Raw genomic sequence first — 26298 nt, 5'->3', positions numbered from 1 at the left:
CGCTTCAGGGACTCATGCAACTCGAGCCGATGAACTCCACACCTGACACGCGTGATCCCGCATCTGCAACCGCATCCACACAGGAGCGGGTCGCAGACAATCCCAACAAACGAGGCGGCACGATTGCGCCCGACATGTCGCCGGCAGTGGCCTTTTCGACGCTGGCCACGCCAATGGCCGCGCAAGTGGCGCTACGCATCGGCAGCTTGTGCGTGAGCGCGGATGCGGAAAGTCCGCACAAACTGCGTGTCGTGCTGCGGCGCTTGCGTTCGCTGTGGTGGGCTTACGATCCGCTTATCGACAGATCGCGGGCAAGATGGCAGCGGCGCGAATTCAAGGCGCTCGCCGATTCCGCCGGTCAAACGCGTGACTGGGATATCCTGAAACACTTACTGGCGGAAGACGTGTCGACACCGCATGCTTTCGCGGCGCTCATCGAACGTCTCGATCTATTGCGTGGCAATGCACTGTTGCGCAGTCGCGCAACGATTGCAGACGCGAACGCCGAAGCCATGCTGACACAGCGAATCGCGAGCGTGATTCAGCAACTCGACGCATGCTCGTTCGACGAACCGCTCACGGCATTCGCCGCGAACCGTGTTGCAACGGCGAAGCAAACGCTGCGAAAACGTTTGAAGCGTGTGCTGGAAAATCCGGACGCCGGTTACGCCGAACTTCACGACGTCCGCGTCGCGGGAAAGAAAGTTCGCTATCTGCTGGAGTTTTTCGCGCCGCTACTCGATAGCGGCAACGAGATCAGCGTCGCGGAACTGACTCAATTGCAGGACCAACTGGGCAAGCTGAACGATATTGTTTCGAGCGAAGCGCTGCTTCTGGCGCATGCGGATCGGCTGGGTGAGCCCGGCATGGTAGGCGACGCAATCGCGTATCTCAGGAGTCGCAAAGGCCAGCACATGCAGCGTGCGAATGCAGAGTTACGCGCACTCAACGACCGGCTTGCCGTCGAGCGTCCCGGCGCCGGTGTGAACGGACGCTGACGATATCGCGCTACACGGTCACTGCCGCCGAAGCCGGATGCAACTTCCTTTATCGTTCCTTGCGGCGGCGAAACGCCCACCATCCCGCGAGCCCGGTAAAGCCGGCGACGAGTAACACCATCACCCAGAAGCCGTGCCGGTTTTCAGCGAGCGGAATACCGCCCACATTCATGCCGAAAAAGCCCGCGACGATATTGATCGGCATCGCCAAAACCGTCACCAGCGTGAGCGTAAACAGCGTGCGGTTGTTCTGCTCTTCGAGGCGGGAGATGATCTCCTCCTGCAGCAGCCTGACCCGTTCGATCAGCCCGGCCACATCGGAGAGAACCACGGAAAACTCTTCCGTCGACTCGCGCAGATCCTGCACGTCCTCCGCATGAAGCCAGCGCGGTGGCCTTGCCAGCAGACGGAAGATCGCGCCGGGTTCAGGCGCCAGCATGCGCTGCAAGCGCGTCAGCATACGACGCATCGCGCCCAGGTCGATCCGGTTCTGTGTGGGCCGCTGCGACAGGAACCGGTCCTCGATCCGGTCGACGTCGGCGCTGGTCCGCCGGACGATCTGCACCAACAGGTCAGCCTGGTCATGCATCAGATGAACCAGCAATTCCGCCGGCGACCTGAATACTTCTCCCTCCCGAACCGACGCACGCAGTCGGTCCACCGAGCGCAGCGGCTTGAGACGCGCGGTCACGATGATTCGCTGATTCGCGTAAATCCACAGCGTCGCAATCTCGGAGGGAGTGAACTCGAGATTGAACATGACGTCGTTCACGACCGCGCGTAGTGCGCCGTCCGCGTGTTCGATGCGCGTGGAGTGCGAGCCTTCGCGCAATGCGTCGAAAAACGTCTCGGGCAATTCGAGCTGGGCTCTCATCCAACGCTCACTGGCGCTATGTGCGAGATTGAAGTGAAGCCAGAGAAACTCGCTGCCTTCCTTCGCGGGGCCGTGGGCGTCGTGGGCCTGGAGCCATTCGGCGACTTCGTCGGCGTCGATCGAGCGGCCGGCGCGATTCGAAGAAAAGAGAAAGCCGCAGACCATGCCGGACGAGTCCGCGCCGTAGGTTTGCAGTAGCAGATCAGATTTCATAGGTCATTCAGCGTTTGCTTCCCATGCGGGATTGGCCTATCCGGCAATCTGGCGGCCAAAATCAGAACCGTGGCGGTCACCACCCGATTCCAACTTCCGGCGCCGCGCAGATTGAACCGGAATCAAAGGTCCGAGCATATCGCGGCCGATCAAAAGAAGGTTAACCCACCAGTTTTCATGACGTCGACTTAGCGAATGCTTAAGCTTAGCCAAGCGGATCATTTAATTTGAGTAGTCACAAGAACGTCATATTTCGCCCTTAAGTTGCAGCCCATCGAAGGCGATTGCGTCGCCGTGAGGAGTCTCACCATGAATCTCAAGCAACTTACGCTGGTTGTGTGTGCGCTGTGTGCCAGCGCCGCACACGCCGCCGACATCACGGGTGCCGGCAGCACCTTCGCCGCGCCGATCTATACGAAATGGGCCGACGCCTATCAAAAGGGCGGCGGCGGCAAGGTCAACTATCAGGGCATCGGTTCGTCGGGCGGCATCAAACAGATCATTGCGAAGACCGTGGATTTCGCCGGCTCGGACGCTCCGCTCAAAGACGACGAACTGGCCAAGGACGGCTTGTTCCAGTTCCCGACCGTTGTCGGCGGCGTGGTGCCGGCAATCAACGTGCCGGGTGTGAAGGCCGGCGAACTGGTGCTGTCGGGCGAAGTGCTCGGCGATATCTATCTCGGCAAGATCAAGAAGTGGAACGATCCCGCGATCGTCGCGCTGAACCCGAAGGTCAAGCTGCCGGATACCGATATCGCCGTGGTTCGCCGTGCCGACGGTTCGGGCACCAGCTTCATCTGGACGAACTATCTGTCGAAGGTCAACGCAGACTGGAAGTCGAAGGTCGGTGAAGGTTCCACGGTCAACTGGCCGACGGGCACGGGCGGCAAGGGCAACGACGGCGTCGCAGCCTTCGTGCAGCGTCTGCCGGGCGCGATCGGCTACGTCGAGTGGGCGTACGCGAAGCAGAACCACATGACCTATGCGTCGCTGAAAAATGCAGCGGGTACCGTGGTCGCACCGGCGACCGACACCTTCAAGGCAGCGGCCGCGGGCGCGGACTGGTCAAAGTCGTTCTACCAGATTCTGACGAACGAGCCGGGCAAGAACGCATGGCCGATCGTCGGCGCGACGTTCGTGCTGTTGCACACGGCGCAGGACAAGCCGGCGCAGGGTGCCGAAACGCTGAAGTTTTTCGACTGGGCGTTCAAGAATGGCGGCAAGGCAGCGGATGATCTCGACTACATTTCGCTGCCGGAATCCGTGACAGCCGAAATCCGCACGCAGTGGAAACAGAAAGTGAAGGACGCGTCGGGCAAGCCGGTCGCGCCGTAAGCGTCGGATTCATGGGGCGCGCGTCGCATGCGCGCGCCTTTCTCCATTGCGCGTGTGACCGTGGCTAGCGTCAGGTCGCGACTTTCGACATCACCGCCGTGGTCGGATCGTAACGGTAGCCCTTCTGCGCAAGCTGGTGCGTCATCGTCGCGGCAATCAGTTTTTGCTGCGTCTCCCGCGAGACCAATTCGTGATCCGGTTTGAGCCGCTCCAGTTCGGATGAAAGCCGCCTGACAAGCGCCACCTCGCCGGTGCTGCGTGCGTCGATGAACAGGATCTTCTCGCTTGCCAGACCGAGCCGCTGCTTGAGGTCTTTTGCATGCGCGACCCACTGCTCGGCTGTCGTGCGAAGCTCGCTCATGGCCTTTGCATGGGCTTTGGCTTGCGTCGACATCTGCCGCTGCAAAGCGGCGACCTCCTCCGTATTGTCGTTCTGCTCGGCACGGGCTGCTAGCTGCTGGGCGCGTTGAGCGTGTTGCGCTATGGCCGCGGTTTGCGCCGCGACGCGCTGCTCCAACTCCGCGACATGGCGTTCGGCGGCCTCCGCGCGCTCTCTCACGGCGGAGGCATCCTGCGATAGCCGAGCGAGGTTTGCACTCACGAGTGTCTTCGCCTCGGTCACGGCGCTGATCTGCTCGCGCGCCTCGTCCAGTTCATGCGTGACGCGCTGCAACTCGCTGAGTTGAGCTGACGCTTCCTCGGCCCGCACCCGGGCCGCCTCGCGCTCCGCGATCAGCACAGCACGCGCTTGTTTCAATTCAGCTTCCACTGCCACGAACTGCGCGTGGTTCTCGCTTGCCTGCGCTTCAACAGCCTGTACCTGCGACGAAGCCGCGTTCAACTCTGTCAGCAAGCGTGCTGACTCTTCTTCCTTGGCCTGATAGGCGCTGTTCAACGCTTCGATCTGCTGCCGGGCTTGATCGCGTTCCTCAGTGGCTCGCGCTATTTCATCGTGTCTGGCTGAAAGCTCTGCGGCCAACTCCGCTCGTGCCTTGCGTTCTTCTTCTAGCGAAGCCGTCGCGGCTTGCTGTTCGGCAACTTGCGACGCTGCGCGCCGCGCGAGTTCTTCTACCCGCGCTTCGGCTGCCTGCGCGCGCGATGTTGCCGCGCTCAACTCCTCAGACAATCGCGTCGCTTCTTCCGACTTCGCCTGATGGGCCTCGCGCAAAGCGGCGAACTGCTGTCGCGTTTGATCGTGTTCCTGCGTGACTCGCGTTACATCGTCGTTCCTGGCCGAGACAACCGCCGTCAACTCTTCGCGCGCTTTGCGTTCTTCGTCCAGCAACGCGTTCGTCGCTGTCAGACTGGCACGGTCCGCCGATGCACGCTGTTCGAGTTCTTCTACACGTGTCTCTGCTGCTTGAGCGCGTGACGTCGCGGTGCTCGCTTCCTGCGACCAACGCGTCGCTTCTTGCGAGCTCGCGTGATATGCGGCTTCCAGCGTCGCGACTTGCTGCAGCGCCTGGTCGCGCTCCTGAGTGAGCCGCGTTATTTCGTCGGTCTTGCTGGAGACGTCTGAAGCCAGCTCTTGACGTGCCTTGCGCTCCTCTTCCAGCGACGCCTCATAGGCGCTACGCAGCGACGTGATTTCCTCCAGCGCAAGATCGCGCTCCTGGGTGACGCGCGTCATCTCATCGTTCGTGACGGAGACGATCGAAGCTAATTCCTCGCGTGCCCTGCGTTCCTGTTCGATCGATACCTTCGCAGATTCCAACTCCTCGTCTTGCAACGACACACGCCGCGCCAGTTCTTCCGCGCGCGCCTCCGCGGCTTGTGCACGCGACGAAGCCGCGCTCGCCTCCTGCGACCATTGCGCCGCTTCTTGCGACTTCGCCTCATGGGCGTCGCGCAACGCGGCGATTTGCTGCTGAGCGTGATCGCGCTCCTGCGTGACTCGCGTTACCTCATCGTTCTTGCTCGTCACAACCGCGGCCAACGCTTCGCGCGCCTGGCGTTCTTCTTCAAGCAACGCGCTCGCGGCTTCCAGTTTGGTCTGGTCCTCGGACGCGCGCTGCACGAATTCCTCGATGCGTGCCTCCGCCGCTTCAGCGCGCGAAGTAGCTGCGCTTGCCTCTTGCGCGAATCGCGTCGCCTCCTCTGTCTTCGCCTGACAGGCATCGCTCAATGTTGCGGCCTCGTGCCGCGCCTGATCACGCTCCTGAATGACCTGCGCAACTTCATCGGTTTTGCCGGTCAGCGCCGTGGCCAACTCTTCACGTGCGAGGCGTTCCTCGTCGAGCGAGGCCTTTATGCCTTCCAGTTCGGCGTCGTGTGCGGACGTACGCTGCTCCAGTTCGGCGACGTGAGTTTCGGCCGCTTCGGCGCGACCGGCGGCGCTCGCGCGTTCCGCTTCGAGGCGTAGGGCAGCGCTTTCCGACGCGCTCAGCGCGTCCGTCAGCGCGCTGAGACGGTTGCGCCCCGTTTCCATTTCGTCGATGCTCTTTTGATACTCGGCAAGCGCTTCGTCCCGTTCCGCGAGGGCTGCTTCCAGGTCCTGATTCACCGCGGCGAGACGTTGATTGAACGCCTTTTCCGCATCGTGCTGGGACGCCGTCCAGATCCGATCCGCGGCGCTGATGACCGTTTCGGCGAGGCCCTCCGGCAATCCGGGCTGGACCTGTGCTTGCGGTGTGTCGGCCTGCCGCGCCTCGCGCCAGCGTTGCAAGGCCGCGACTATCGCCACCAGCGAACCGCCGCGAACCTCTTTCCAGATTGTCACTGGCGAAACTCTTTTGCCCTCTTCGACCATGTGATCGGCGATTGCAGCGATCTGTTCGTCGGTGATTGGGTCTGTGTCCGTGGACATATGCGCCTCAAGAATCAATGTAGCGGGGCGAAAGGTTAAATTTTCAATACGTTACTACGTCTGCGGACGTCCGGCGACGTTCGGGATCCAAGCTAAATGACAGCTAATGGCACGCGGACCGATGATATTAGGGCTCGACGGTCTTCTCGAATGCGTGGAATAGCGGACCATAAGGCCGCTATATCGTCGCGGATCGTTCGCGCAAGAGAGGTATCGGCGATACCGGTAGAGGCGCTTGCCTTGTTAGCCCGCACCGACGTTGCAACAATGCAGCGGCACCGAGTGCGGCGCCGTCGGCGTGGAAATGCGACGCGGCGTCGACATGACACACCTGATACCGAGGCACACGGCAATGCGTATTTCGTTTCTGCATACGATGGATGGGAACCGCCAGGTGTTTGAGCAGGCAGCAAAAACGCTTGGATTGCGGGCCGAAGATCTTCACCATGAGGTGAGGGCGGACCTTCGCGAGGCCGTGGATCAAACGGGGGCGTTTTCCGACGAGTTGCGCGCCCGCACAAGGCAGCGTCTTCTCGCGCTGGCAGCCGATTCCGAGGCTGTCATTCTCACTTGCGGCACGCTCGGGCCCGCGGTGGCCGATATCGCGAGTCCGCCTGTGCCCATCGTCCGGGCGGATGTCGCTTTGGCTGCCGCAGCAGCAGAAGTGGGTGGGAGCATCGTCGTGTTGTGTGCGGCTGAATCGGCTATCGAGTCGACGAGGAAGCTTTTTACGGAGCATGCGAGCAAAAGCGCTGCGTCGGTGGAAGTCGTTCACGTCGGCCACGTTTGGGCGCTGTTCAAAGCGGGCGAGATTCAAGCATGCCTCGCGGCGACGGCGTCATCAGCCGACGCCGCGTATGAGGCAGGCGCGAGCGTTGTCGCATTCGCTCATCCATGGATGGCGGCCGCCGCCGGCTTGGTTCAGAAGGGTAGACGGCCGCTCGATAGTCCGAGCGCGGCGCTGCACGCCGCAACCCAGCGATTTAGCGAACGCTCGGGAGACGCCTCGTGGTGCCCGCCTCCACGATAACCGCCTGCGACGACCCACACTTCGAAGCCGTCACGCTTCGAATCCGCTTACCACGGCGATCGTTTATCGCTCTGACCGAAGCGCACCACGCGTAACTCAGCTTCGTCCACAGCGAACACCGGCGCTGTTTGCAGCTGCTGCTCGTGCAAATCGAGAAGCCTTGTGATCGGCCCGCAATCCGCTGCCGCGATCCGCCAGATTTCCCGGGTCGCGCTACGAGCGGCGGCATCCAGAATACGTTCGGCTTCGAGATAAAGATCACGCCCCAGCGCGCCGAACCCGGCCTGCTGAAGATACCAGGCCAGGTAAAGCGTCTTCACCAGCTTTGCCAGTAATTCGCCGTTGCCCTTGCCCGCCTGGAATGCGGCCAAAGCGAGATGCCAGCGCAACGACTGTTCGCGCACGTATGTCGCGGTATGCGGCAAAAGTTTGGCTTTACCCAGCGGCTTTCTGCGCACCTGATTCCCCGTTGGTCGTTTTTTACGATTCTGAGACATGGATCGATTATCTTGTCGATGCTGCTTTTAATTTCAGCATCGTAATGCATACGACAACGGAAAATCCATTACCGAGACGATTTAACAGAATTTATTAATATTCCGATTGCATAACGGACTTGTGATTAATCGCAAGCGAGGCCATAGGCATCTGGCAAGCCTATGTTTTACCTATCTTTTATTAATCGCGGTCACCGGGTTTCGGCGCCGGCATGGCGAGGCTGTTATCAAGGCTTATGGATCGCGAGAGACAACAAAGCGCGCTGCGCAGTATCTGAACTAATGCCTTCCCCGCAAAGGCAACAGGATTATCAAACCGCGATATCGAACGCGACCGGCGACCCGGATTAATATTGGACGTTACAACGACGCCATCGGCCCTTGCTCGCCCGCGATGATTCAAAGTTTCCGATGAGAAAAGTACGCGAATGTCGCGCTCGCTTCGATCGCGCCAATCCAATCGACCGCTCAGGCCATACCCACGGCTCAAAGTGCGCGCGACGATCCCACTGACAGCGCCTGAAACTCGCCTGCGGACTTGCGGCCCGCCTCAAATGTTATTATCGGAAACAACATTGCCCCTCCAAGCGCGCATTCAGAGCATCAAGCCCCATGGACACCCATCTCGCCAAATCCGCCGATCCGTCCATCACCGACCTCGGCCGCCGCGTCCGCGCCGCCCGCCAGGCGCAGGACCTGACGCTGGAAACCGCCAGCCGCCTGTGCGGCGTGTCCCGCTCGACGCTCTCGAAGGTCGAAAACGGCCTGATGTCCCCCACTTTCGATGTGCTGCAGAAAATCGTCCTCGGACTGAAGATCGAAATCGGCGAGCTGTTCGGCTCCACGCCAAAAGTCAGCGCGAGCGGCCGCCGCGCGCTGACCCGCAAAAACGAAGGCCAGCGCCACGCCTATCGCGGCTATCAGATGGAACTGCTCGCCACCGACCTCGCGCACAAGGCGATGCTGCCGTTTCGTATCCGCATCTCCGCGCACACGCTCGACGCCTTCGACGATTGGGGCCGTCACGAAGGCGAGGAGTTTCTGTATGTGATCAGCGGCAGCGTGTGTCTCTATTCGGAGTTGTATGCGCCGACGCATCTGAATGCCGGCGACAGCCTCTACTTCGACAGCCGCACCGGTCACGCAGCGGTCTCCACGAGCGAAGAAGACGCCGAAGTGTTGTGGATGGCGACCAGCGCCGATATTCCTCAAGCGCCGGCCACCATCGAATCGACGAAGAAGTAAATGCAAGCGCGCTTAGCGCGCCGCCAACGCCCGCTGCGCCAGTTGCGCGATATGCATTGCGTGACGTCCGGTTCCCTGCTCGATCTGTTCACGGCAACTGAAGCCGTTGGTCAATACGATCGTCTCCGCAGCCGCCGCACGCACCGCCGGAAACAGCGTGTCTTCGCCAATCTTCGTGGAGAGTGCGTGATGCTCCGCGTTGAAGCCGAACGATCCCGCCATGCCGCAGCATCCTGTATCGAGCAGTTTCCATTTAACGCCGAGCTTGTTCAGCAGCGCGGTATCGCCCTGCATGCCGAACAGCGCCTTCTGATGGCAATGTCCGTGCACGATCACGTCCGCGGCGAGCGTCGGCCAATCGAACGGCTGACGCGCGACGAAATCGGAGAACAGGAACGTTTGCGCCGACAGCTTCTTCGCCAATGCATGATCGGGCAATTGCTTCAGCAGTTCGTCCTTGAACACCGACAAGCAGCCCGGTTCGAGACCGACTAGCGGCACGCCCGCGGCGATATCGTCCGCGAGGTCGTCGAGAATGTGCGTGAGAAGTTCGCGTGCGCGTTCGAGCAGGCCGAAGTCATACAGCGGACGCCCACAGCACAACCGGTTCTTCGGCAACACGACATGCCAGCCTAATTGCTTTAAGACATCGGCGGCGGCCTGCGCGATCTCGGGCGTGAAGTGATCGTTGAATGTATCGACCCACAGAATCACTTTCTTCACGTCGCCGTGGGCATCACGCGCCGATTGCGGCGAACGTCGCGCGATCTGCCTGTATGTGGCATTCGCGAAACGAGGCAGTTCGCGCGTTTGCGCCACGCCGGCCAGCCACTTGCCGATCGAAGACAAACCCGGCGCCGACGTCATGAAGTTCGTCAGACGTGGAAAACGCGCCGCCCACGGCGCCCATTCGCCGATGCGTCCCATGAACAGCGCCTGCCGTGGCCGACGCTTCGTCTCGTAGTAATGCGAAAGAAATTCCGCCTTGTAGGAAGCCATGTCCGTATGCGTCGGGCAATCGGATTTGCAGCCCTTGCATGCGAGGCACGTATCGAGCGCTTCCTTCACCTCGCGGCTTTGCCAGCCGTCGGCGATCACGTCGCCTTGCAGCATTTCCCAGAACAGATGCGCGCGGCCCCGCGTCGAGTACTTCTCTTCACGTGTCGCGCGATAACTCGGGCACATCGTGCCGCCTTCGAGCGAGCGGCATTTTCCCATGCCGATGCATCGCTCGATCTCGCGCTGAAAACCGTCACCTTGCTGGCTCGCAAACGTCAGCCTGGTTTGCAACGTGACCGGCTTGTAGGCGGGGCCCATGCGCAGGTTTTCGTCGGCGCGATAGGCGTGCACGACTTTGCCCGGATTCAGACGATTGGCCGGATCCCAGATCGCCTTGAACTGCTCCATCGCCTGCATCAATTCGGGGCCGTACATGATGGGCAGAAACTCGGCCTTGGCCTGGCCATCGCCGTGTTCGCCCGACAGTGATCCACCGAATTCGACGACCAGTTCAGCCGCTTCGCGCAGAAACTTGCGCCACGTCGCGATGCCTTCCGCACTGCGCAGATCGAAGGTAATGCGCGCGTGCACGCAGCCATCGCCGAAATGGCCGTAGAGACTCGTCTCGTAACCGTAGCGATCCACCAGCGCCTGGAACGCGCGCAGATAATCGCCGAGACGCAGCGGATCGACCGCGGCATCTTCCCAGCCGACAATCGGGTCCGGCGTGCCGGTATCGACCGACAACGCCACCGCCGACGCGCCCGTCTCACGGATCGACCAGACCTTGGCCTGCAACGCCCGGTCTTCGACAAGCATCGCCGACACATTCGGCCCTGCTTCCCCCGAGGCAAAGTAAGCGGCGGCGGCTCGCGCTTTAAGCATCACGTCGGCTTGCGTGTCCGCGCCGAATTCGAGCACGACCCATGCATCGCCTTCAGGCAGCAACGCGATCTCGTCCTGCTTCAAGCCGCGCGTCTGCAAACCGCGAATGATCGCGCGGTCCAGTCCTTCGATGGCGATCGGCCCGCAGCGCATGAAATGCGGCACGGCATCCGCTGCCGTGTAGATATCCGTGAAGCCGACCACGACGATCACGCGCATCGCCGGACTTTTCACGAGGCGCACTTTCGCCTGCAAGGTGAGCGCACACGTTCCTTCGGTGCCGACCAGTGCGCGCGCGACGTTAAAGCCGTTTTCCGGCAGCAGCTGGTCGAGATTGAAGCCGGACACGCGCCGCTTGATCCGCGGGAATTTCGCGCGAATCTTCTCGGCGTAGGTATCGCGCAACTGCTTCAGCGCGGCGTAGATTTCACCCTGACGGCCGCCCTCGGCGATGATGCGTTCGAGCTCCCGATCGGAGGTTGGACCGACCCAGAAACGCGCGCCGTCGAAGGTCGCGACTTCCAGCGCCTCGACGTTTTCGACCGTTTTGCCGGCCATCACCGAATGCGCGCCGCACGAGTTGTTGGCGATCATGCCGCCGAGCGTGCAGCGGCTGTGCGTCGCCGGATCGGGTGCGAAGGTGAGGCCGTGCTGTTCGGCGGCATCGCGCAAGGTATCGCAGACCACGCCGGGTTCGACGATCGCGACGCGCGCTAGTGGATCGACGGACACGACACGGTTCACATACTTGCTCGCGTCCGCGACCACCGCGACGTTGACGCATTGCCCGTTCTGCGACGTGCCGCCGCCACGCGCGAGAAACGGCACGTCGTTGCGGCGGCAGGCGGCGAGCGTGGCCAACAGGTCGTCGACATCCGCGGGCACGACGACGGCGAGCGGCACTTGCCGATAATTCGACGCATCCGCCGCATACAGCGCTTTTGAACCCTGATCGAAGCGCACTTCGCCGCGCACATGGCTGCGCAAATCCGCGTCGAGCGCCTGCAGAACAGCCGCGGTGCCGGTGAAAGGTGTGGCCACGTGCGGCGCCCGCTTCAGTGCGCTAATGCCGTTTTCGTGCAGTTCGTCGACGCCCGCGCCCTGTTCCTCATCAAATGACGTTCCCACTGCGCTCCCCGTCTTTCGTGCCTGTGCGCCGCCGCTTCGCGCTCAGGCAGCCTGGCTCGCGGTCATCTTGAAGATGCCCTGTGCGTTGCCCGCGTCGAAACGCAGGTCCGTTTCCCAACGACGCGCGTCCTGATCGAAAGTCCGCTTGCGCGTGATGAACTCGTAGAACGAGCCCGGCACTTCGCGCGTCACGACGCTGCCGTCAGCCGCGCGAAACTCGCGCTGCACGCGGTCGGCACGATACGCCGTCTGAAACACGCGTCCCGAACGCGAGCGCTCCACTTCCGGTTTCATCGGACGACCTTTGGCCTTCTCGTCGTCGGACAATTGAAAGACATCCGCGACGCGATCCGTGGCATGGTTGAACGCGTTGCCTTCCGTGGCGATCCACGCCATCTCCGCCGATTCGTTCAACAATACTTCGTAATCGGCTTCGCGTGGCGTGTCGTGCTGGCGCGCAAACGCGCCGGCGATCACCGGCAGCAATTCGTGCGCCGCGTCGACCGGCAGCACGCCGTCGCGCTCGAGCTCCCACAACTGGCCGATGGCGCGCGGCGTCAACGGATCGCGCGACGCGCCGATTACGTTGGTCACGGCCTGTTGAAACTCGGGCGAGAACCGCTCGGGATGCAATTCGCTGACGAAGAACTGCGCGATTTCATCGGGCGCGTCGTCATGCGCCCACGCGCGGCCGGTCATGCCGAGTCGGTCGAGCGGATAGCGGCCCTTGATGCTGAAGCCGAGCGGACGAAGAATGCGCGCGAACGCGGCTTCGCCCGTCGGCAGCGCGCCGCTGTGCGGCCAGCGCACCGTGCGCAACGCGCCATGATCGAAGTACACGCTGCCGCCCGCCGCGATCGTCTCCTCAGTGTACTGGCGGCCGTTCGCCGAGCGCGCCAGCAGATCCTCGAACAGCACCATGTTCATCGCCTGCGCAAGCTCGGCGCGCGTGACGATGCCGTCCTCCCATTCGTCCAGAATGCGCGGATGATTCAGCGTCGCGAAGAGCCGTGCGGTTTTTTCGGCGTCGAGCAATTTCAGCAGCAGTTGTTCGACATTCGCATTCCTGGTGTCTCGCATAGCGGTTCTCTACGTAGCTCTGATGGGCGCTGATTCACATGTTTGACCCGACCTGCCGAGCCGGACGCAAGGCGCCGGACAGCACAATCGAAGACGTGATTATTCAAATCGCCGGGCTTGCCGTAAAGCGAGATAAAATCGCCACTTAATGCGTTTTTGGAATCAACGTGCGAAAGTTCAAGATCCCCAACATGGGCGCGCTGCTCGCTTTCGAAGCCGCCGCGCGGCATGAGAGCTTCACGCACGCGGCGCGCGAACTCTTTCTCACCGAGAGCGCGGTGTCGCGACAGATCAATACGCTGGAGAGCAATCTTGGCGTGCGGCTGTTCGTACGCGTCAAACAGCGGGTCGTGCTGACGAAGGCGGGCAAGGTGTATAGCGCGCAGGTGCGGCGCTCGCTGGAGCAACTCGATCGCGACACGCTGTCCATCATCGCGCACGGCAGCGGCGGCGGTTATCTGGAACTGGCGGTTCTGCCGACTTTCGCATCGCAATGGCTGATTCCGCGGCTCGCGGCATTCAACGCGCAGTATCCCGACGTGCGCGTGAACATGGGCGTTCGAACCGGCACGTTCCCGTTCGCCGAGACCCATTTCGAGGCCGCGATTCACTACGGCAAGCCTACATGGCCGGGCACGTCGGCGGATTTCCTGTTCAGCGAAGAAGTCGTGCCGGTGTGCGCGGCGAGTCTGCTGAAGCGGCCCGTTCAAAGCGCCGCCGATCTGTTGGACTATCCGCTGCTGCATTCCACCACCCGGCCGGACGGCTGGGCGTCATGGCTCGCGAGCGTGGGCGTCGACGACAACCGGGCCATGCAGGGCGTGCGCTACGAACTCCACACCATGCTGATCAGCGCGGCCGCGGCCGGTCTCGGGATTGCGCTGGTGCCGCGCTTTTTCGTCGATGCGCAACTCGATCAGCTCGGGCTCGTGATTCCGCTCGATGCGCCCGCCCTCGCCGACTCCGCGTACTACCTCGTCTATCCGACCGAGTTGAGTCACGGCAAGCCGCTGGCGAGTTTTCGCGAGTGGCTGTTGCACGAGGCCGCGGCCTACAGCGCGGTGAATCCCCTGGTGGGCGGCCCTCCCGATTCCGCTTGAGCCCGCGTCACTCCAAGCCTTAAGCGCCGGCTTGTTCCCGCGCTTTGGCCAGTGCGCTTAGATTGCCCTCGCCAAAGCCGTGATGACCTTGGCGCTGCACGATCTCGAAGAATATTTCGCCGGCACGGCGCCGCACGAAAGTCTGGAAAAACAGCAGCGGCACACCGTCCGCGCCGATTTCGCCGTCCACCAGCACGTGGGTGCGCTTGAGCCGTGCGACATCGAGCCCATGACCCGGCAGACGCGCGTCGAGCTGATCGTAGTACCGCGGCGGCGGCTCGACGAATTCGACACCGTTCGCAAGCAACTGCTCGACGCAGGCGAAAATATCGTCGGTGGCGAGGGCGATATGCTGCACGCCTTCGCCCGGATGGTCCGGCAAATACTCGTGCATCAGGTTGGTCCGGCTCGTGCCTTCCTCGTACAAGGGCACGCGAATCGCGCCGCACGGCGACACCATCACGCGCGATTCCGCCGATACATGCCAGTTGGCGTGCAACTCGTGAATCTCGCGGAAGTTGAGCAGGTCGCGATAGAAGTCGAGCCACTCCTGCATCCGGCCTTCACCGACCGTTTGCGTCAGGTGATCCACGGCGACGAGGCCGTGGCCCGCATGACTCAAGTCGGCATGCGCCGTGTCGATTTCGATGGGCCGAAAGTCGATGTCGAAGATCGAAATGTCGCCGAGTCCGCCACGCTGGCCGCCGCGCCCGCGCCAACGGTCGACGAAATAGATATGCGAGTCGCCGATGCCCTGAATGGCCGGAATCAGCAACTCGCCCGTGCCGATCTTCTCACCTTCGAACGCCCATGCGCCGAGTTCGATCGCGCGGTCGAAGGCGCGCTGCGCGTCCGCCACGCGAATGCCGATCGCACAGATGCCCGCGCCGTACTCCTCGGCATAACGCGCGGCGAACGAGTCCGGCTCGGCGTTGATCAGGAACTGCATCTCGCCCTGACGATAGAGCGTGACGTCTTTGCTGATATGCCGCGCAATCGCTTTGAAGCCGAGCTTGGTGAAGGTTTCACCGAGCGCCTGCGGATCACGCGCGGCGAATTCCACGAATTCGAGGCCGGCAGTGCCGAGCGGGTTATGCTCAGGCGCCGCGACGGCGCGCAGCGCGGCGTCTGGAGTGGGCAAGTCGCTGGGCATGGCAATCTCCTTTACAGTCTTTCGACGCGGTTCGCACTGTTTCTGGTGTCGGTGCAGCCGCCGCCACATCCGCAGTGAGACACTGCATGCGTGGTGTGCCGCGGCATCGCGGCCCGCGACGGCTTTCGCACCGTGTTTGTACACCGGGTAGCAGGGCGTTCGCAACCTTCATTTTGTACCGGATGGTTCACACGACGGCGCCGCCGCACGCGTCGCGCTACCCGACCTTCACGATCGAGTGTGAAGCGCCCTATTTGCGGCTCCGCTTCTGCGCCCTCTTTCCTGTTGCCTTGTCCGCACTCGACGCCATGCGCTGTTGCGCGACCTCACGCACCGCCTCGATAAACGCCCGTCCTACCGGCGACGGCTGCGTGTCCGAGCGCCGGATCAATCCGACCGGCTCGCCGGTGCCGGCGAAGGGCAATGGCAAACGTACCAGTATGCCGTGCGCCAGTTCGTATTCGACCGCGCTCAGGGGAACGAACCACACCGCGCCGTTCTCCAGCGTCAACGCGCGGCCCGTCGAAACCGACAATACCTCGATGAACGCCGACAACGGCGGCACGCCCCACGCGCTCAATAGACTGTCCGCCGATTGCCGGATCAATGTGCCGAACGGCGGCAACACAACCGGAAAGTCCTCGAGCGACGTGGCCGGCAACCCCGCGCCCGCTGCCAACGGATGCCCGGCGCGGACCACCGCGATCAACGGCTCGCTGAACAACTGCTCGAAACTGAGCCCGACCATGCGCTCGGGATCGGCCAGCCGCCCGATCGCAAATTCGATCGTGCCCGCTTTCAGGCGCTCGAGCAATTCGGGGTTGGCGCCGGTCGCAAGGCGCACGATCACGCGCGGCCACAGCGTGGCGAACTGCTTCAGCACCGGCGGCATCAACGCCGCCGCGACGGTCGGCAGAATGCCGATTTCCAGCGTGGCCGCGGCCGCGCCTTCCGCACGCGCCAGCAAATCCACACCTTGGCGCAGCGCGCTAACGCAGGCGCTCGCGTGCGGCATGAAAAGCTGCCCCTCGCGGGTCGGCACGGCACCGTGGCGCCCGCGCTCGAACAGCTTCACGCCGAGAATCGCCTCGAGCTCGGCAACGGTCTTGGAGACCGCGGGCTGGGTGATCGAGAGGCTGTCGGCCGCCCGCTGGACGCTGCCGAACTGCGCAACGGCCAGAAAGCATTGGAGGTGACGGAATTTGACGCGGCTGTCCGCGAGACTGCGTTGCATAACGACAGGTTATACGAAACGAGCGAAAACGTCATTTTGCATAACCTCTTAGGTTAGATAAAGTCTTTCCATAACGCCGTATCTCACAATTCCTCGAAGGAGACACTGATGGACGATTCCTTTCTCAGCGCGCGTGACTTTACGTCGCATCCCGCTTACGTCTACCCCGGCTATGGTTCGTCGGTCAAACGCGGCCCGACGCGTCCGCTGATTCCGCTGAAGGAAAAGCTGCGCGACCAGCGCGTGCCGGTCTACGGCAGCGACGACCTCGGCGCGCTCGATCACGACCTGACGCGTAACGCCGTGCGCAACGGCGAACCGCTTGGCGAACGCATCATCGTGACGGGCCGTGTGCTCGACGAAGGCAACCGCCCGGTGCGCAATACGCTGGTCGAAATCTGGCAAGCCAACGCCGCCGGCCGCTATGTCCACAAGGCCGATCAGCACGACGCGCCGCTCGACCCGAATTTCCTCGGCGCGGGCCGCTGCATCACGGACAACGAAGGCCGCTACCGTTTCCTGACGATCAAGCCGGGCGCGTATCCGTGGGGCAACCATCCGAACGCGTGGCGTCCGAACCATATCCACTTCTCGCTCTTCGGCGACCATTTCGGCTCGCGCCTCGTCACGCAGATGTACTTTCCCGGCGATCCGCTGCTGGCGTTCGACCCGATCTTCCAGGGCACGCCGGAGCACGCCCGTGACCGCCTGATCGCCGATTTCTCGCTGGACACCACGCAAGAGGCCTATGCGCTCGGCTACGACTTCGACATCGTGCTGCGCGGCCGTAACGAAACTCCGATGGAGCGCTAAGCCATGACCACTCTCAAGCAAACGCCTTCGCAAACGGTTGGGCCTTACTTCGCGTACGGTCTATGTCCGCAGCAATACGATTTCGACTTCAAGAGCCTGTTCACGCCGGTTCTGGCTGATCGCGAAGCGGCCGGCGAACACATCACGATCGTCGGTCAGGTGTTCGATGGCGACGGCAAGATCATTGGCGACGCCATGCTCGAAGCCTCCCAGGTGGACGCGAATGGGCACTTCCCGGAGTCGCGTGAGGAAATCCTGAAGACCGGCTTTCGCGGTTTCGCCCGCGTGGGCACCGGAACGGATCCGCACAATCGCTTCATCGTGGAAACGGTGAAACCGGGCCGCGCCAGTCCGGATGAAGCGCCGCACCTGAACGTGATCCTCACCATGCGCGGCATGTTGTTGCACACGTTCACCCGCATCTATTTCGAGGACGAAGCGGCGGCAAACGAGAAAGACCCCGTGCTGGCAGCGGTTCCAGCGGACCGGCGCGATACGCTGATCGCGCGCCGCGAGCCGAATGTGGCGAACGTTTACCGTTTCGACATCCACATGCAAGGCGCTAAGGAAACCGTATTTTTCGATCTTTGATCGCGTTTTTTCTACACTTTCATATAGCTTTCACATACACTGATCACGATCCTTCTAGCGACTGGATCGCGAAACTCCGAGTAGTTGAGCCCGCCTTGCGCGGGCTTTTTTTTGGTTTTTTCGATTTTCTGGTCTGATGAATGCCACTCACTGTAACGAGCAGCGCAGCCAGCGGCTGATTCTCACCACGTCGGCGATGTGATCGTGCGCGCCCGGCGCACCCAGCACGACGATGTCCACCGGCCTGCCGCGCACCTTCATTCGCACCACGACGCAGTGTCCGGCCTCGTTGATGAAACCGGTTTTCTGCAGCACGATCGACCGGTCGCCGCCTCGCACCAGCGCATTCGAGTTGTGATAACTCAGGCTCGCCCGCCCGCCGCCGGGTAAAACTACCTGATCGCGATCGGTGGAATAAGCGCGAATCAACGGATACCGGCTGGCCGCGGCAACCAGCAACGACAAATCCCGCGCGGTCGAAACGTTCTGCGGCGACAAGCCGGTGCCATTCACGAACGCTGTATGCCGCATGCCGAGCGAGCGCGCCTTCGCATTCATCGCAGCAACGAAGCCGGGGCGGCCGCCCGTGTAATCGCGGCTAAGCGCGGCCGCAGCGCGGTTCTCCGACGACATCAGGGCAATATGCAGCATGTCGTGGCGCGACAACGTCGCACCGACACTCAAACGTGAGCCGGTGAACTTGTCGAAATCCTGGTCCTGAACGGTAACGTTAAGCGGCGCGTTCAACGCATGCTTTGCGTCGAGCGACACGATCGCGGTCATCAGTTTGGATACCGAAGCGATTGGCATGACCCGGTCAGCCGGCTTTTCGGTAAGCACGGTTTGCGTTCGTTCGTCGACGACGTAGACGGATCTGCCGCGAAGCAGCGCGCGCGATTTGGGTGTGTAGCCGCAGCGCGCCAACAGACGAGGGCCCTTATGCGGCATCGACGCACGCGAGGCTGACGCGTGTTGCGTATCGCCCTTTGCCGCCAGGACCGCCGGGCGTCTCACGGCGCGTGGATCCCGCGCATTGCGCGCGGCTTGCCGGCGATATTTGGGTGTGACTTTGCTGACATGCATCGTCCGTTCGGGGTTCGTCACGTGCTTGCGCTTGTGCGCGACACGACGCCGAGTCTTGCCGGCGGCCGGCTGCCTCGCTTTGTTCGAGTGTTTGGCTTTCGCTTTCGCCGTGTGTTTCGTGGACGGCTCGACATGCCGATTAGCACGCGCGGACGGCTGCCGTGAGGCCGCGTGCTCCGCGCCAAACGACCCGCCGATATTCAGCCACAACAGGCCGAATACCGCGAGACAACGCAGCCATGCAGGAAAACGAAAAACCGGAAATTCAGATGAAGGAGTTCGACGACCGTACGGCATGCAGCTTCCAGTTCTGTGCCGCATGCGCCCGCATGAATGGGCACGGAATCGGCAACGACCCGCCGATCTTAAGGCAGATCGTACATGCGATCAACGGCAAAGGACCGCGCCAACTCGCTATGCGACAACCGTACGCAAGCAGAAGACGCCACCCTTAGCAACGGAAATGATCGATGTTCTGTCCAGCGTAAATTGCACGCGCGAGCCAGTCCGGTTTATCACCGTGACCGTCCCACGTATTGCCGTATGCGTCGCGATACATGACGGCCCGGGTTGCGGCCGCATCGGTTTCGATCGCTTCGGCGAGCGCTTCTATCGTAATGCCGTATTCGTCCATGCGCCGGCGAATCCATGCGACCAGGCGCTCACGTGCATTCCCGTCGAAGTCGAGCTGCCGTTGTTCCCCAAGCTCTTTCATAACGTACCAGTGTCGCGGCTAATAATGCTCGCGTTAGAAAAACAAAAGGCTTCGCTAAAACAACGCGAAGCCTATGCGTGATTCAGATGGCTCGAGTGCGAATCGAACTCGCGATGCCTCTCCCAATGCGGGAAAACTCGCACCTGGAAATCATGCCCATTAAATCCTGGATTATTGGGAATTCGTCGGCAACCGGATCGAATTGCGCTCGTGTCTCGCCCCGTGATTCGGGGCTGCTTCAGCGTATGGAAAGCGATTCTAGCATCCAATTTCTTTTGCTTGCAGCAACGAATTGTTAGTCCGCGATGCACGGCTTTCAATACGCTCGGGTATCCGGACTGCAAGCAGAACCGGTAATACCCATTGACAGGAAATGAGTGCACAGCAAGGGCAAAAAAGCAGAGCCGCTTCTCTCATGTTATGTTCACTGACTAGCACGCTCGCGCACAGGAGACATTCGATCATGACCGCTTCAACCGCCATCATCACCATCCTCGCCGCACTGTTGTTAGGCGCCATGAGTCCGGGACCGAGCTTCGTCATTGTCGCTCGCAATGCGATCGGACTGTCGCGCGGCGACGGTCTCGCTACCGCCCTCGGCATGGGTGTGGGCGGCGTGTTCTTTAGCGGCATTGCGTTACTCGGTCTCTATACCTTGCTGGCAAGTGTCGAATGGCTCTACGTCGGCCTGAAAGTGGCGGGCGGGCTGTATCTGATCTACCTCGCGTCGAAAATCTGGCGCGGCGCCGCCAAACCGCTTGCCTTCGACGCCACGCAAGCGGTCTCGGGCAATGCTCGCAAATCGTTCTGGATCGGCTTGAGCACACAACTCAGCAATCCGAAGACAGCCGTCTACTACGGCAGTATTTTCGCAGCGCTGCTGCCGCAACATCCGCCGTTGTGGTGCTACTTTGCGTTGCCGCCCGCGATCTTCGCTATCGAAGCCGGCTGGTACACTGTCGTCGCACTGTGTTTTTCGAGCAAGCGGCCGCGCGAAATCTACCTGCAATGGAAAGCCTGGGTCGATCGCGTCGCGGCGAGCGCAGTCGCCGCGCTGGGATTGCGCCTGATTCTGACGGCACACAAAGTCGGCATCTGAAAACACGTAACGCTCGAACGGTTTGCCGTGCTGCGCCGCACGGCAAGCCGGGAGCCAGGGCCTTATGGGCAAGCGCTCAACACGCGCCGCGCCCCGCGCCCGGCAAAACAGTTACAAGATAAGTGTTGACGCTGATACACCCCGGCGGTTAATGTGGCACCCGAAGTTCAAGAAGTTCGATTGCTGTTCATCAATGTCTCGCTCCCTCAGCGGTATTCGTTGTCCTCTCCCTCCTTGACGCTTCACAGGCTCTCGCACAGAGCACATCTTTCTATTTTTTACCTCAAGGATTCTTCATGGATACCGGTACCGTTAAGTGGTTCAACGACAGCAAAGGCTTTGGCTTCATCACTCCGGACAAGGGCGGCGACGACCTGTTCGCGCACTTCTCCGAAATCACCGGCGACGGCTTCAAGACGCTGGCTGAGAATCAGAAAGTGAGCTTCGAAACGAAGCAAGGCCCGAAGGGTCTGCAAGCGGCTAACATCAAGCCGCTGTAAGTTTGAAGGGCTCGGTGTCCGGCAACGGACATCGGGCTGCAGCGACATCCTCGCGGAGCTTTGTCTCCCACAGTTGGCGCGTATCGCTTTGAGCTGCATGTCATTCCAAGCAGCTTGCCTGAGCGCCAAACGCCTCGTTGCACCTCATTCTCCCCTCCGGCTTCAACGCCCATTTTCCGCTTTCCGACTGCATCAGGATTCGGCTCGCAATGGCTTGAATCAGCTCGTCCGCGCGACTCGTACAACGGTCCGCAAGGCAGGCGCGCACTCGAACATCATTAAAATATAAAATGCAAAACAAACATATTCAGCACTACAACGGCTATGCCGTCAAACCCTCGGCGCACCGTTTGCCCGATGGCACTTTTTCATCCAATCTGTTGCTCGAACGCGCTGACAGCGCGCGCACCGAAGGGCGCTACCAGTTCTATTCGCTCGATTACTTCACGAACGAAGAACAGGCCTTGCAGCACTCGGCGCGTTGGGCACGTCATTGGGTCGACACGCGCGGCTAAGCCCGCGACCGGCGTGGCATTCGCCACGCCACATCATCACGCGCGCGACCTTCACGGCTTTTCTTCGGCCTTGATACGCGCGCGCAATTCGAACTTCTGAATTTTCCCCGTCGATGTCTTCGGCAATTCGCCGAAGCGCACCGCTTTCGGCAACTTGTATCCCGCAAGAAAGAGCCGGCAGTGCGCAATGATCTCTTCCGCGCTCACCTGAGCCCCCTCCTTGAGTTCGACGAAGGCGCACGGCACCTCGCCCCACTTCGGATCCGCCATCGCCACCACGGCCGCTACAGACACCGCAGGGTGACGGTACAGCGTGTCTTCGACCTCGATGCTCGAAATGTTCTCGCCGCCGGAAATGATGATGTCCTTGCTGCGATCGCGAATGCGAATATAGCCGTCGGGCATTCGCACGCCGAGATCGCCGGTATGGAACCAGCCGCCCTGGAAGGTGGCTTCCGTCGCGCGCTCGTTCTTCAGATAGCCCTTCATGCAGATGTTGCCGCGGAACATGATCTCGCCGATCGTCTCGCCATCGTCGGGCACGGGTGTCAGCGTGTCCGGGTCGAGCACGGTCACCGCGGCCTGCAAGTGATAGCGCACGCCTTGCCGCGCGTTCAGTTCGGCGCGCTCGCTGTCGTCGAGCGCCACCCACTCCTCCTGTTTCGCGCAGACCGCGGCCGGCCCGTAGGTTTCGGTGAGTCCATACACATGCGTGAGATCGAAGCCGATCTCCTTCATCTTCGCGATCACCGCGGGCGCGGGCGCGGCGCCCGCCACCATCGTCGACACGCGATGCTCGATGCCCTCGCGCCATTCGGCCGGCGCATTCGCGAGCGCGCTCTGCACGATCGGCGCGCCGCAATAGTGCGTGATGCGTTCGCGGCGAATCAGATCGAACACTGTCTTCGCATCGAATTTGCGCAGACAGACATTGACGCCGGCGCGCGCGGCCACCGTCCACGGAAAACACCAGCCGTTGCAGTGAAATAGCGGCAAGGTCCACAGGTAGACGGCGTGCTTTGGCATATCCCATTCGAGGATATTGCTCAGCGCGTTCAGATAGGCGCCGCGATGGTGATAGACCACGCCCTTCGGATCGCCGGTCGTGCCCGAGGTGTAGTTCAGCGCGATGGCGTCCCATTCGTCGGCCGGCAGGACCCACGCGAATTCGGGGTCGCCGGATTGCAGGAACGCTTCGTAATCCGTGGCGCGGATGAATTGAGCCGGGTCGGCCGGCAGTGCGTCCGCCACACTGATCACGCGCAGGTCCGGGAATTCCAGCGCGGCGCGATGCGCGAACTCGCCGTACTCGGTATCGACGATCAACGCCTTCGCCTCGCCGTGACGCAGCATGAACAACAGCGACGATACGTCGAGCCGCGTATTCAGCGTATTGAGCACGGCGCCGGCCATGGGCACGCCGAAGTGCGCTTCTATCATCGGAGGAATATTGGGCAGCAGGGCCGCGACTGTGTCGCCACGCTGGATGCCGGCCCGCTGCAGCGCGCTGGCCAGACGCCGGGCGCGCTCGTAGGTCTCGCGCCAGTTGCGGCGAATCTCCCCATGGACGACCGCCGGCCGCTCACCGTAGACTTCCGCCGCGCGCACGATGAAATCGATCGGCGTTAGCGGGACATAGTTGGCTTCACGGCGCTCGAGGCCTGCTTCGAACATGTGTTTCATCGCATCGTCTCCTGTCGACCAGAGTTAGCGCTTTAGCGCTTACTCTGGTCCCATGCAACATGGTTGCTAAGGCGCTGAGCGCGCCGTCGATTATTCTGATTGATGAACTAGGCTAACAATGGTTATGGTGAACTGTCTGTCATTCAAATGACAGAGTGGCGCGCCCTGGCGCTTCCGCACTCACCTCCGCCCAAAAACCGCCAGCCGCCATGAACGACGCTCCGCTCACCGCCCCCGCCGATGCCCGCCCACGCAGGCCGGAACGGGTCGCGCGCGCCGATCTGCCGGGCCTGTTCGCTACTTGCGCGTGGTTCCGGGCGCTCGCCGCGGAGCATCAGTCCATGGTGCTCGCCAGCGCGCACGCGGAGCATCTGGAAGGCGGCGCATGGATCGCGCGCCGCCAGGAACCGTCGGACTACTGGATCGGCGTGCATTCCGGCCTCATCAAACTTGCAATCTATAGCCCGTCGGGACGCAGCTGCACGCTGTCCGGCGTGCCGCCCGGCGGCTGGTTTGGCGAAGGCAGCGTGATCAAGCGTGAATTGCGCAAGTACGACGTGGCGGCAATTCAGCCTTCACTAGTCATGTTCGTGCCGTCGGAGACGTTTCACACGCTACTGGGATCCAGCTTGCCGTTCAATGCGTTCGTGATTCGCCAACTGAACAACCGCATGGGCGAATTCATCGCGTCGATCCAGAATAGCCGCTTACTCGATGTCGATGCGCGCGTCGCGCAGTCGCTCGCGCAACTGTTCAATCCGGATCTCTATCCCGACACCGGCCGCACGCTTGCCATTTCGCAGGAAGAAGTCGGCCTGTTGGCGGGCGTTTCCCGTCAGCGGATCAATCAGGCGCTGCAAAACCTCGAGCGGCTGCAGATTTTGCGCCTCGCGTATAACCAGATCGACGTGCTCGACCTCGAACGCCTGGGTGCGTTCGGCCGGGAACAGCTCTAGCACCCAACGCCCCGCCTGCCGTTTTTGCTCCGCATGTTTCGGCGCCCGCCTGCGCGCGCCCGTCCGACTGTATTTTGAGCACCCGGATAAAGAAAGCGCCGCACGCGCCGTTATGCGAGCTATGCAGCGCAGATTGCAGCGCGTCCCTATTCCAAGCTCAACGTATTGTCGAATCCGATAATGAACCGTCTGACACTGAAACAGAAGTTGTGGGTGCCGTTGCTGCTGTGCTGGGCCGCGCTCCTGATCGTGACCGTTGTGAACGCGTACGAAGCGCGTAACGGTCAAATGGACGCCCGGCGTGCCGATCTGGCCGACGTGACCGACATGGCGGTATCGATCGTCGCAGACTATGCGAAGCAAGCCGACGCCGGCAAGCTCTCCGTCGACGACGCGAAGCAACAAGCGATTGCCCGCGTCAATGCGCAACGTTACGGCGCCTCCGGCTATGTGACGATCGTGCGCAGCGATTCGGTCATGATCGACCACCCGATGAGCCCGAAGCTGAACGGCAAGGATATGGGCGGCTTCCGCGACGCCAAAGGCAACGCGCTGTATCACGACATCGCACAGGCCGGCGGCTCGGCGGCCGGCGCCGGCTACCTGCGCTACTGGTGGCCGAAACCCGGCGAAACGACGCCGAGCGAGAAGATCGGGTACGTGAAGCGCTTCGGCCCGTGGGGCTGGGACTTCATCGCGGGCGCTTACATGGACGACATTCAGGCGCAGTTCTACACGACGCTCGCACGCTCGGCCGGCATGCTGGCGGTACTCGGCGTGATCGTGTCGTTCGTGGCGTCGCGCGTGGTGCGCAGCGTCTCGCGCTCGATTGGCGGCGAGCCGTCCGCCGCGGCCTCGATCGCGATGCAGATCGCGCGCGGCGACCTGGCCACTCGCATCGACCTGCGCCGCGACGACACGTCGAGCCTGCTGTTCTCGTTGCGTGAGATGCGCAATCAACTCGCGTCCACCGTCGCGCGGATCAAGAACTCGGCGGAGACGATCACCGTGGCATCGAAGGAAATCGCCGCGGGCAATCTGGATCTGTCGAGCCGCACCGAGGAACAGGCCGCGTCGTTGCAGCAGACCGCCGCCAGCATGGACGAACTCACCAAGACCGTCACGCAGAACGCCGACAATGCGGCCACCGCGTCCGAACTGGCGAGCGACGCGTCGAGCATCGCCGCACGCGGCGGTCAGGTGGTCAACGACGTGGTCGAGAAAATGGCGGGCATCACCGATAGTTCGCGCAAGATCGGCGAGATCATCAGCGTGATCGAAGGCATTGCGTTCCAGACCAACATCCTGGCGCTGAACGCCGCGGTGGAAGCCGCGCGCGCCGGCGAAGAAGGCCGCGGCTTCGCGGTGGTGGCGGGCGAGGTGCGCAATCTCGCGCAACGCAGCGCGACGGCGGCCAAGGAGATCAAGGTGTTGATCGATCAATCGGTCGCGCAAGTCGGCGAAGGCTCGACGCTCGCCGGCAGGGCGGGCAGCACGATCGGCGAGGTGGTCGAGGCGGTGCGCCGCGTGACGGCCATCATGAATGAAATCTCGGCGGCTTCGAAGGAGCAGAGTTCAGGTATCGGCGAAGTCAATCTCGCGATCCGTCAGATGGACGATGTGACGCAGCGCAATGCCGCACTCGTCGAGCAGGCGGCCGCCGCGGCCGGTTCGCTCGATGAACAGACCGAACACCTGCGACATGCCGTCGCCGTGTTCAAGGTCGAGCAAACTGTGTGATCGGGTCATACGGGCCAGGGTCCACC

The 26298-nt window shown here is 62.0% G+C and carries 22 protein-coding genes; 11 read left to right on the top strand and 11 right to left on the bottom strand.

Features of this window, described 5'->3' with window-relative positions:
* The first annotated feature begins 29 nt into the window (after positions 1-29).
* A complete protein-coding gene (locus B0G73_RS18145) occupies positions 30-998 on the top strand; it encodes a CHAD domain-containing protein (protein WP_258193354.1) in 969 nt (322 codons plus the stop codon).
* 49 nt (positions 999-1047) lie between these two features.
* Here the strand turns inward: B0G73_RS18145 and B0G73_RS18140 are convergent, their stop codons facing one another.
* Complete coding sequence (locus tag B0G73_RS18140; protein WP_106282692.1) at positions 1048-2085, bottom strand: transporter; 1038 nt, start codon at positions 2083-2085, stop codon at positions 1048-1050.
* Between the two features lie 309 nt (positions 2086-2394).
* Between B0G73_RS18140 and pstS the strand changes: the two genes are divergently transcribed.
* On the top strand, positions 2395-3420 hold the full coding sequence (gene pstS, locus B0G73_RS18135; RefSeq protein ID WP_106282691.1) for a phosphate ABC transporter substrate-binding protein PstS: 1026 nt from the start codon (positions 2395-2397) through the stop codon (positions 3418-3420).
* Between the two features lie 70 nt (positions 3421-3490).
* Here pstS and B0G73_RS18130 read toward each other — a convergent pair whose 3' ends face one another.
* The 3 genes from B0G73_RS18130 to B0G73_RS18120 form a co-directional block, all read right to left on the bottom strand.
* A complete protein-coding gene (locus tag B0G73_RS18130; RefSeq protein ID WP_106282690.1) occupies positions 3491-6226 on the bottom strand; it encodes a DNA-binding protein in 2736 nt (911 codons plus the stop codon).
* Positions 6227-6404: 178 nt separating this feature from the next.
* Positions 6405-7043, bottom strand: a complete 639-nt coding sequence (locus tag B0G73_RS40525) for a hypothetical protein (RefSeq protein WP_181196577.1) — start codon at positions 7041-7043, stop codon at positions 6405-6407.
* A 260-nt stretch (positions 7044-7303) separates the two neighbouring features.
* Entirely contained in the window at positions 7304-7753 is a 450-nt protein-coding gene (locus B0G73_RS18120) for a hypothetical protein (protein ID WP_106282689.1), read from the bottom strand.
* A gap of 612 nt (positions 7754-8365) precedes the next feature.
* Between B0G73_RS18120 and B0G73_RS18115 the strand changes: the two genes are divergently transcribed.
* Complete coding sequence (locus B0G73_RS18115) at positions 8366-8998, top strand: helix-turn-helix domain-containing protein (RefSeq protein WP_106282688.1); 633 nt, start codon at positions 8366-8368, stop codon at positions 8996-8998.
* A gap of 12 nt (positions 8999-9010) precedes the next feature.
* On the opposite strand, the gene B0G73_RS18110 is transcribed toward B0G73_RS18115, so the two are convergent.
* Positions 9011-12010 carry an FAD-binding and (Fe-S)-binding domain-containing protein gene (locus tag B0G73_RS18110; RefSeq protein WP_106282687.1) on the bottom strand — a complete coding sequence of 1000 codons (3000 nt, stop codon included), beginning with the start codon at positions 12008-12010 and terminating at the stop codon, positions 9011-9013.
* 42 nt (positions 12011-12052) lie between these two features.
* Entirely contained in the window at positions 12053-13090 is a 1038-nt protein-coding gene (locus tag B0G73_RS18105; RefSeq protein ID WP_106282686.1) for a DUF1338 domain-containing protein, read from the bottom strand.
* A gap of 167 nt (positions 13091-13257) precedes the next feature.
* Between B0G73_RS18105 and B0G73_RS18100 the strand changes: the two genes are divergently transcribed.
* The gene (locus tag B0G73_RS18100; protein ID WP_181196576.1) at positions 13258-14190 is read left to right on the top strand and encodes a LysR substrate-binding domain-containing protein; all 933 of its coding nucleotides are present in this window, start codon (positions 13258-13260) and stop codon (positions 14188-14190) included.
* 19 nt (positions 14191-14209) lie between these two features.
* On the opposite strand, the gene B0G73_RS18095 is transcribed toward B0G73_RS18100, so the two are convergent.
* Both B0G73_RS18095 and pcaQ read right to left on the bottom strand, forming a co-directional pair.
* Entirely contained in the window at positions 14210-15343 is a 1134-nt protein-coding gene (locus B0G73_RS18095) for a 4-hydroxyphenylpyruvate dioxygenase family protein (protein WP_106282684.1), read from the bottom strand.
* 250 nt (positions 15344-15593) lie between these two features.
* Complete coding sequence (gene pcaQ, locus B0G73_RS18090) at positions 15594-16577, bottom strand: pca operon transcription factor PcaQ (protein WP_106282683.1); 984 nt, start codon at positions 16575-16577, stop codon at positions 15594-15596.
* A 108-nt stretch (positions 16578-16685) separates the two neighbouring features.
* Here pcaQ and pcaH point away from each other — a divergent pair, with 108 nt between their 5' ends.
* Both pcaH and pcaG read left to right on the top strand, forming a co-directional pair.
* Entirely contained in the window at positions 16686-17390 is a 705-nt protein-coding gene (pcaH, locus tag B0G73_RS18085) for a protocatechuate 3,4-dioxygenase subunit beta (protein ID WP_106282682.1), read from the top strand.
* Positions 17391-17393: 3 nt separating this feature from the next.
* Positions 17394-17981 (top strand): protocatechuate 3,4-dioxygenase subunit alpha, encoded by a 588-nt coding sequence (gene pcaG, locus B0G73_RS18080; protein WP_106282681.1) that lies wholly within the window; start codon positions 17394-17396, stop codon positions 17979-17981.
* A gap of 147 nt (positions 17982-18128) precedes the next feature.
* Here pcaG and B0G73_RS18075 read toward each other — a convergent pair whose 3' ends face one another.
* Together B0G73_RS18075 and B0G73_RS18070 are read right to left on the bottom strand one after the other, a co-directional pair.
* On the bottom strand, positions 18129-19361 hold the full coding sequence (locus B0G73_RS18075) for a serine hydrolase (RefSeq protein WP_106282680.1): 1233 nt from the start codon (positions 19359-19361) through the stop codon (positions 18129-18131).
* A 154-nt stretch (positions 19362-19515) separates the two neighbouring features.
* Positions 19516-19779, bottom strand: coding sequence for an H-NS family nucleoid-associated regulatory protein (locus B0G73_RS18070; protein ID WP_106282679.1), 264 nt, complete (start codon positions 19777-19779; stop codon positions 19516-19518).
* Positions 19780-20242: 463 nt separating this feature from the next.
* On the opposite strand from B0G73_RS18070, the gene B0G73_RS18065 reads away from it, so the two are divergent.
* The 3 genes from B0G73_RS18065 (at position 20243) to B0G73_RS18055 (ending at position 21893) form a co-directional block, all read left to right on the top strand.
* Positions 20243-20878, top strand: a complete 636-nt coding sequence (locus tag B0G73_RS18065) for a LysE family translocator (protein ID WP_106282678.1) — start codon at positions 20243-20245, stop codon at positions 20876-20878.
* 296 nt (positions 20879-21174) lie between these two features.
* Positions 21175-21378: a cold-shock protein gene (locus B0G73_RS18060; protein WP_106282677.1), complete on the top strand. Its 204-nt coding sequence runs from the start codon at positions 21175-21177 to the stop codon at positions 21376-21378.
* A 290-nt stretch (positions 21379-21668) separates the two neighbouring features.
* The gene (locus tag B0G73_RS18055) at positions 21669-21893 is read left to right on the top strand and encodes a hypothetical protein (RefSeq protein ID WP_106282676.1); all 225 of its coding nucleotides are present in this window, start codon (positions 21669-21671) and stop codon (positions 21891-21893) included.
* 51 nt (positions 21894-21944) lie between these two features.
* Here B0G73_RS18055 and B0G73_RS18050 read toward each other — a convergent pair whose 3' ends face one another.
* Positions 21945-23576 (bottom strand): acyl-CoA synthetase, encoded by a 1632-nt coding sequence (locus tag B0G73_RS18050; RefSeq protein ID WP_106282675.1) that lies wholly within the window; start codon positions 23574-23576, stop codon positions 21945-21947.
* Positions 23577-23785: 209 nt separating this feature from the next.
* On the opposite strand from B0G73_RS18050, the gene B0G73_RS18045 reads away from it, so the two are divergent.
* Together B0G73_RS18045 and B0G73_RS18040 are read left to right on the top strand one after the other, a co-directional pair.
* Entirely contained in the window at positions 23786-24532 is a 747-nt protein-coding gene (locus B0G73_RS18045; RefSeq protein WP_106282674.1) for a Crp/Fnr family transcriptional regulator, read from the top strand.
* 180 nt (positions 24533-24712) lie between these two features.
* Positions 24713-26272: a methyl-accepting chemotaxis protein gene (locus B0G73_RS18040; protein WP_106282673.1), complete on the top strand. Its 1560-nt coding sequence runs from the start codon at positions 24713-24715 to the stop codon at positions 26270-26272.
* The last annotated feature ends 26 nt before the right edge of the window (positions 26273-26298 follow it).

It is taken from the genome of Paraburkholderia sp. BL25I1N1 (assembly GCF_003002025.1).
Lineage (GTDB): Bacteria > Pseudomonadota > Gammaproteobacteria > Burkholderiales > Burkholderiaceae > Paraburkholderia.
This window is presented reverse-complemented; position numbering and strand designations above follow the sequence as displayed.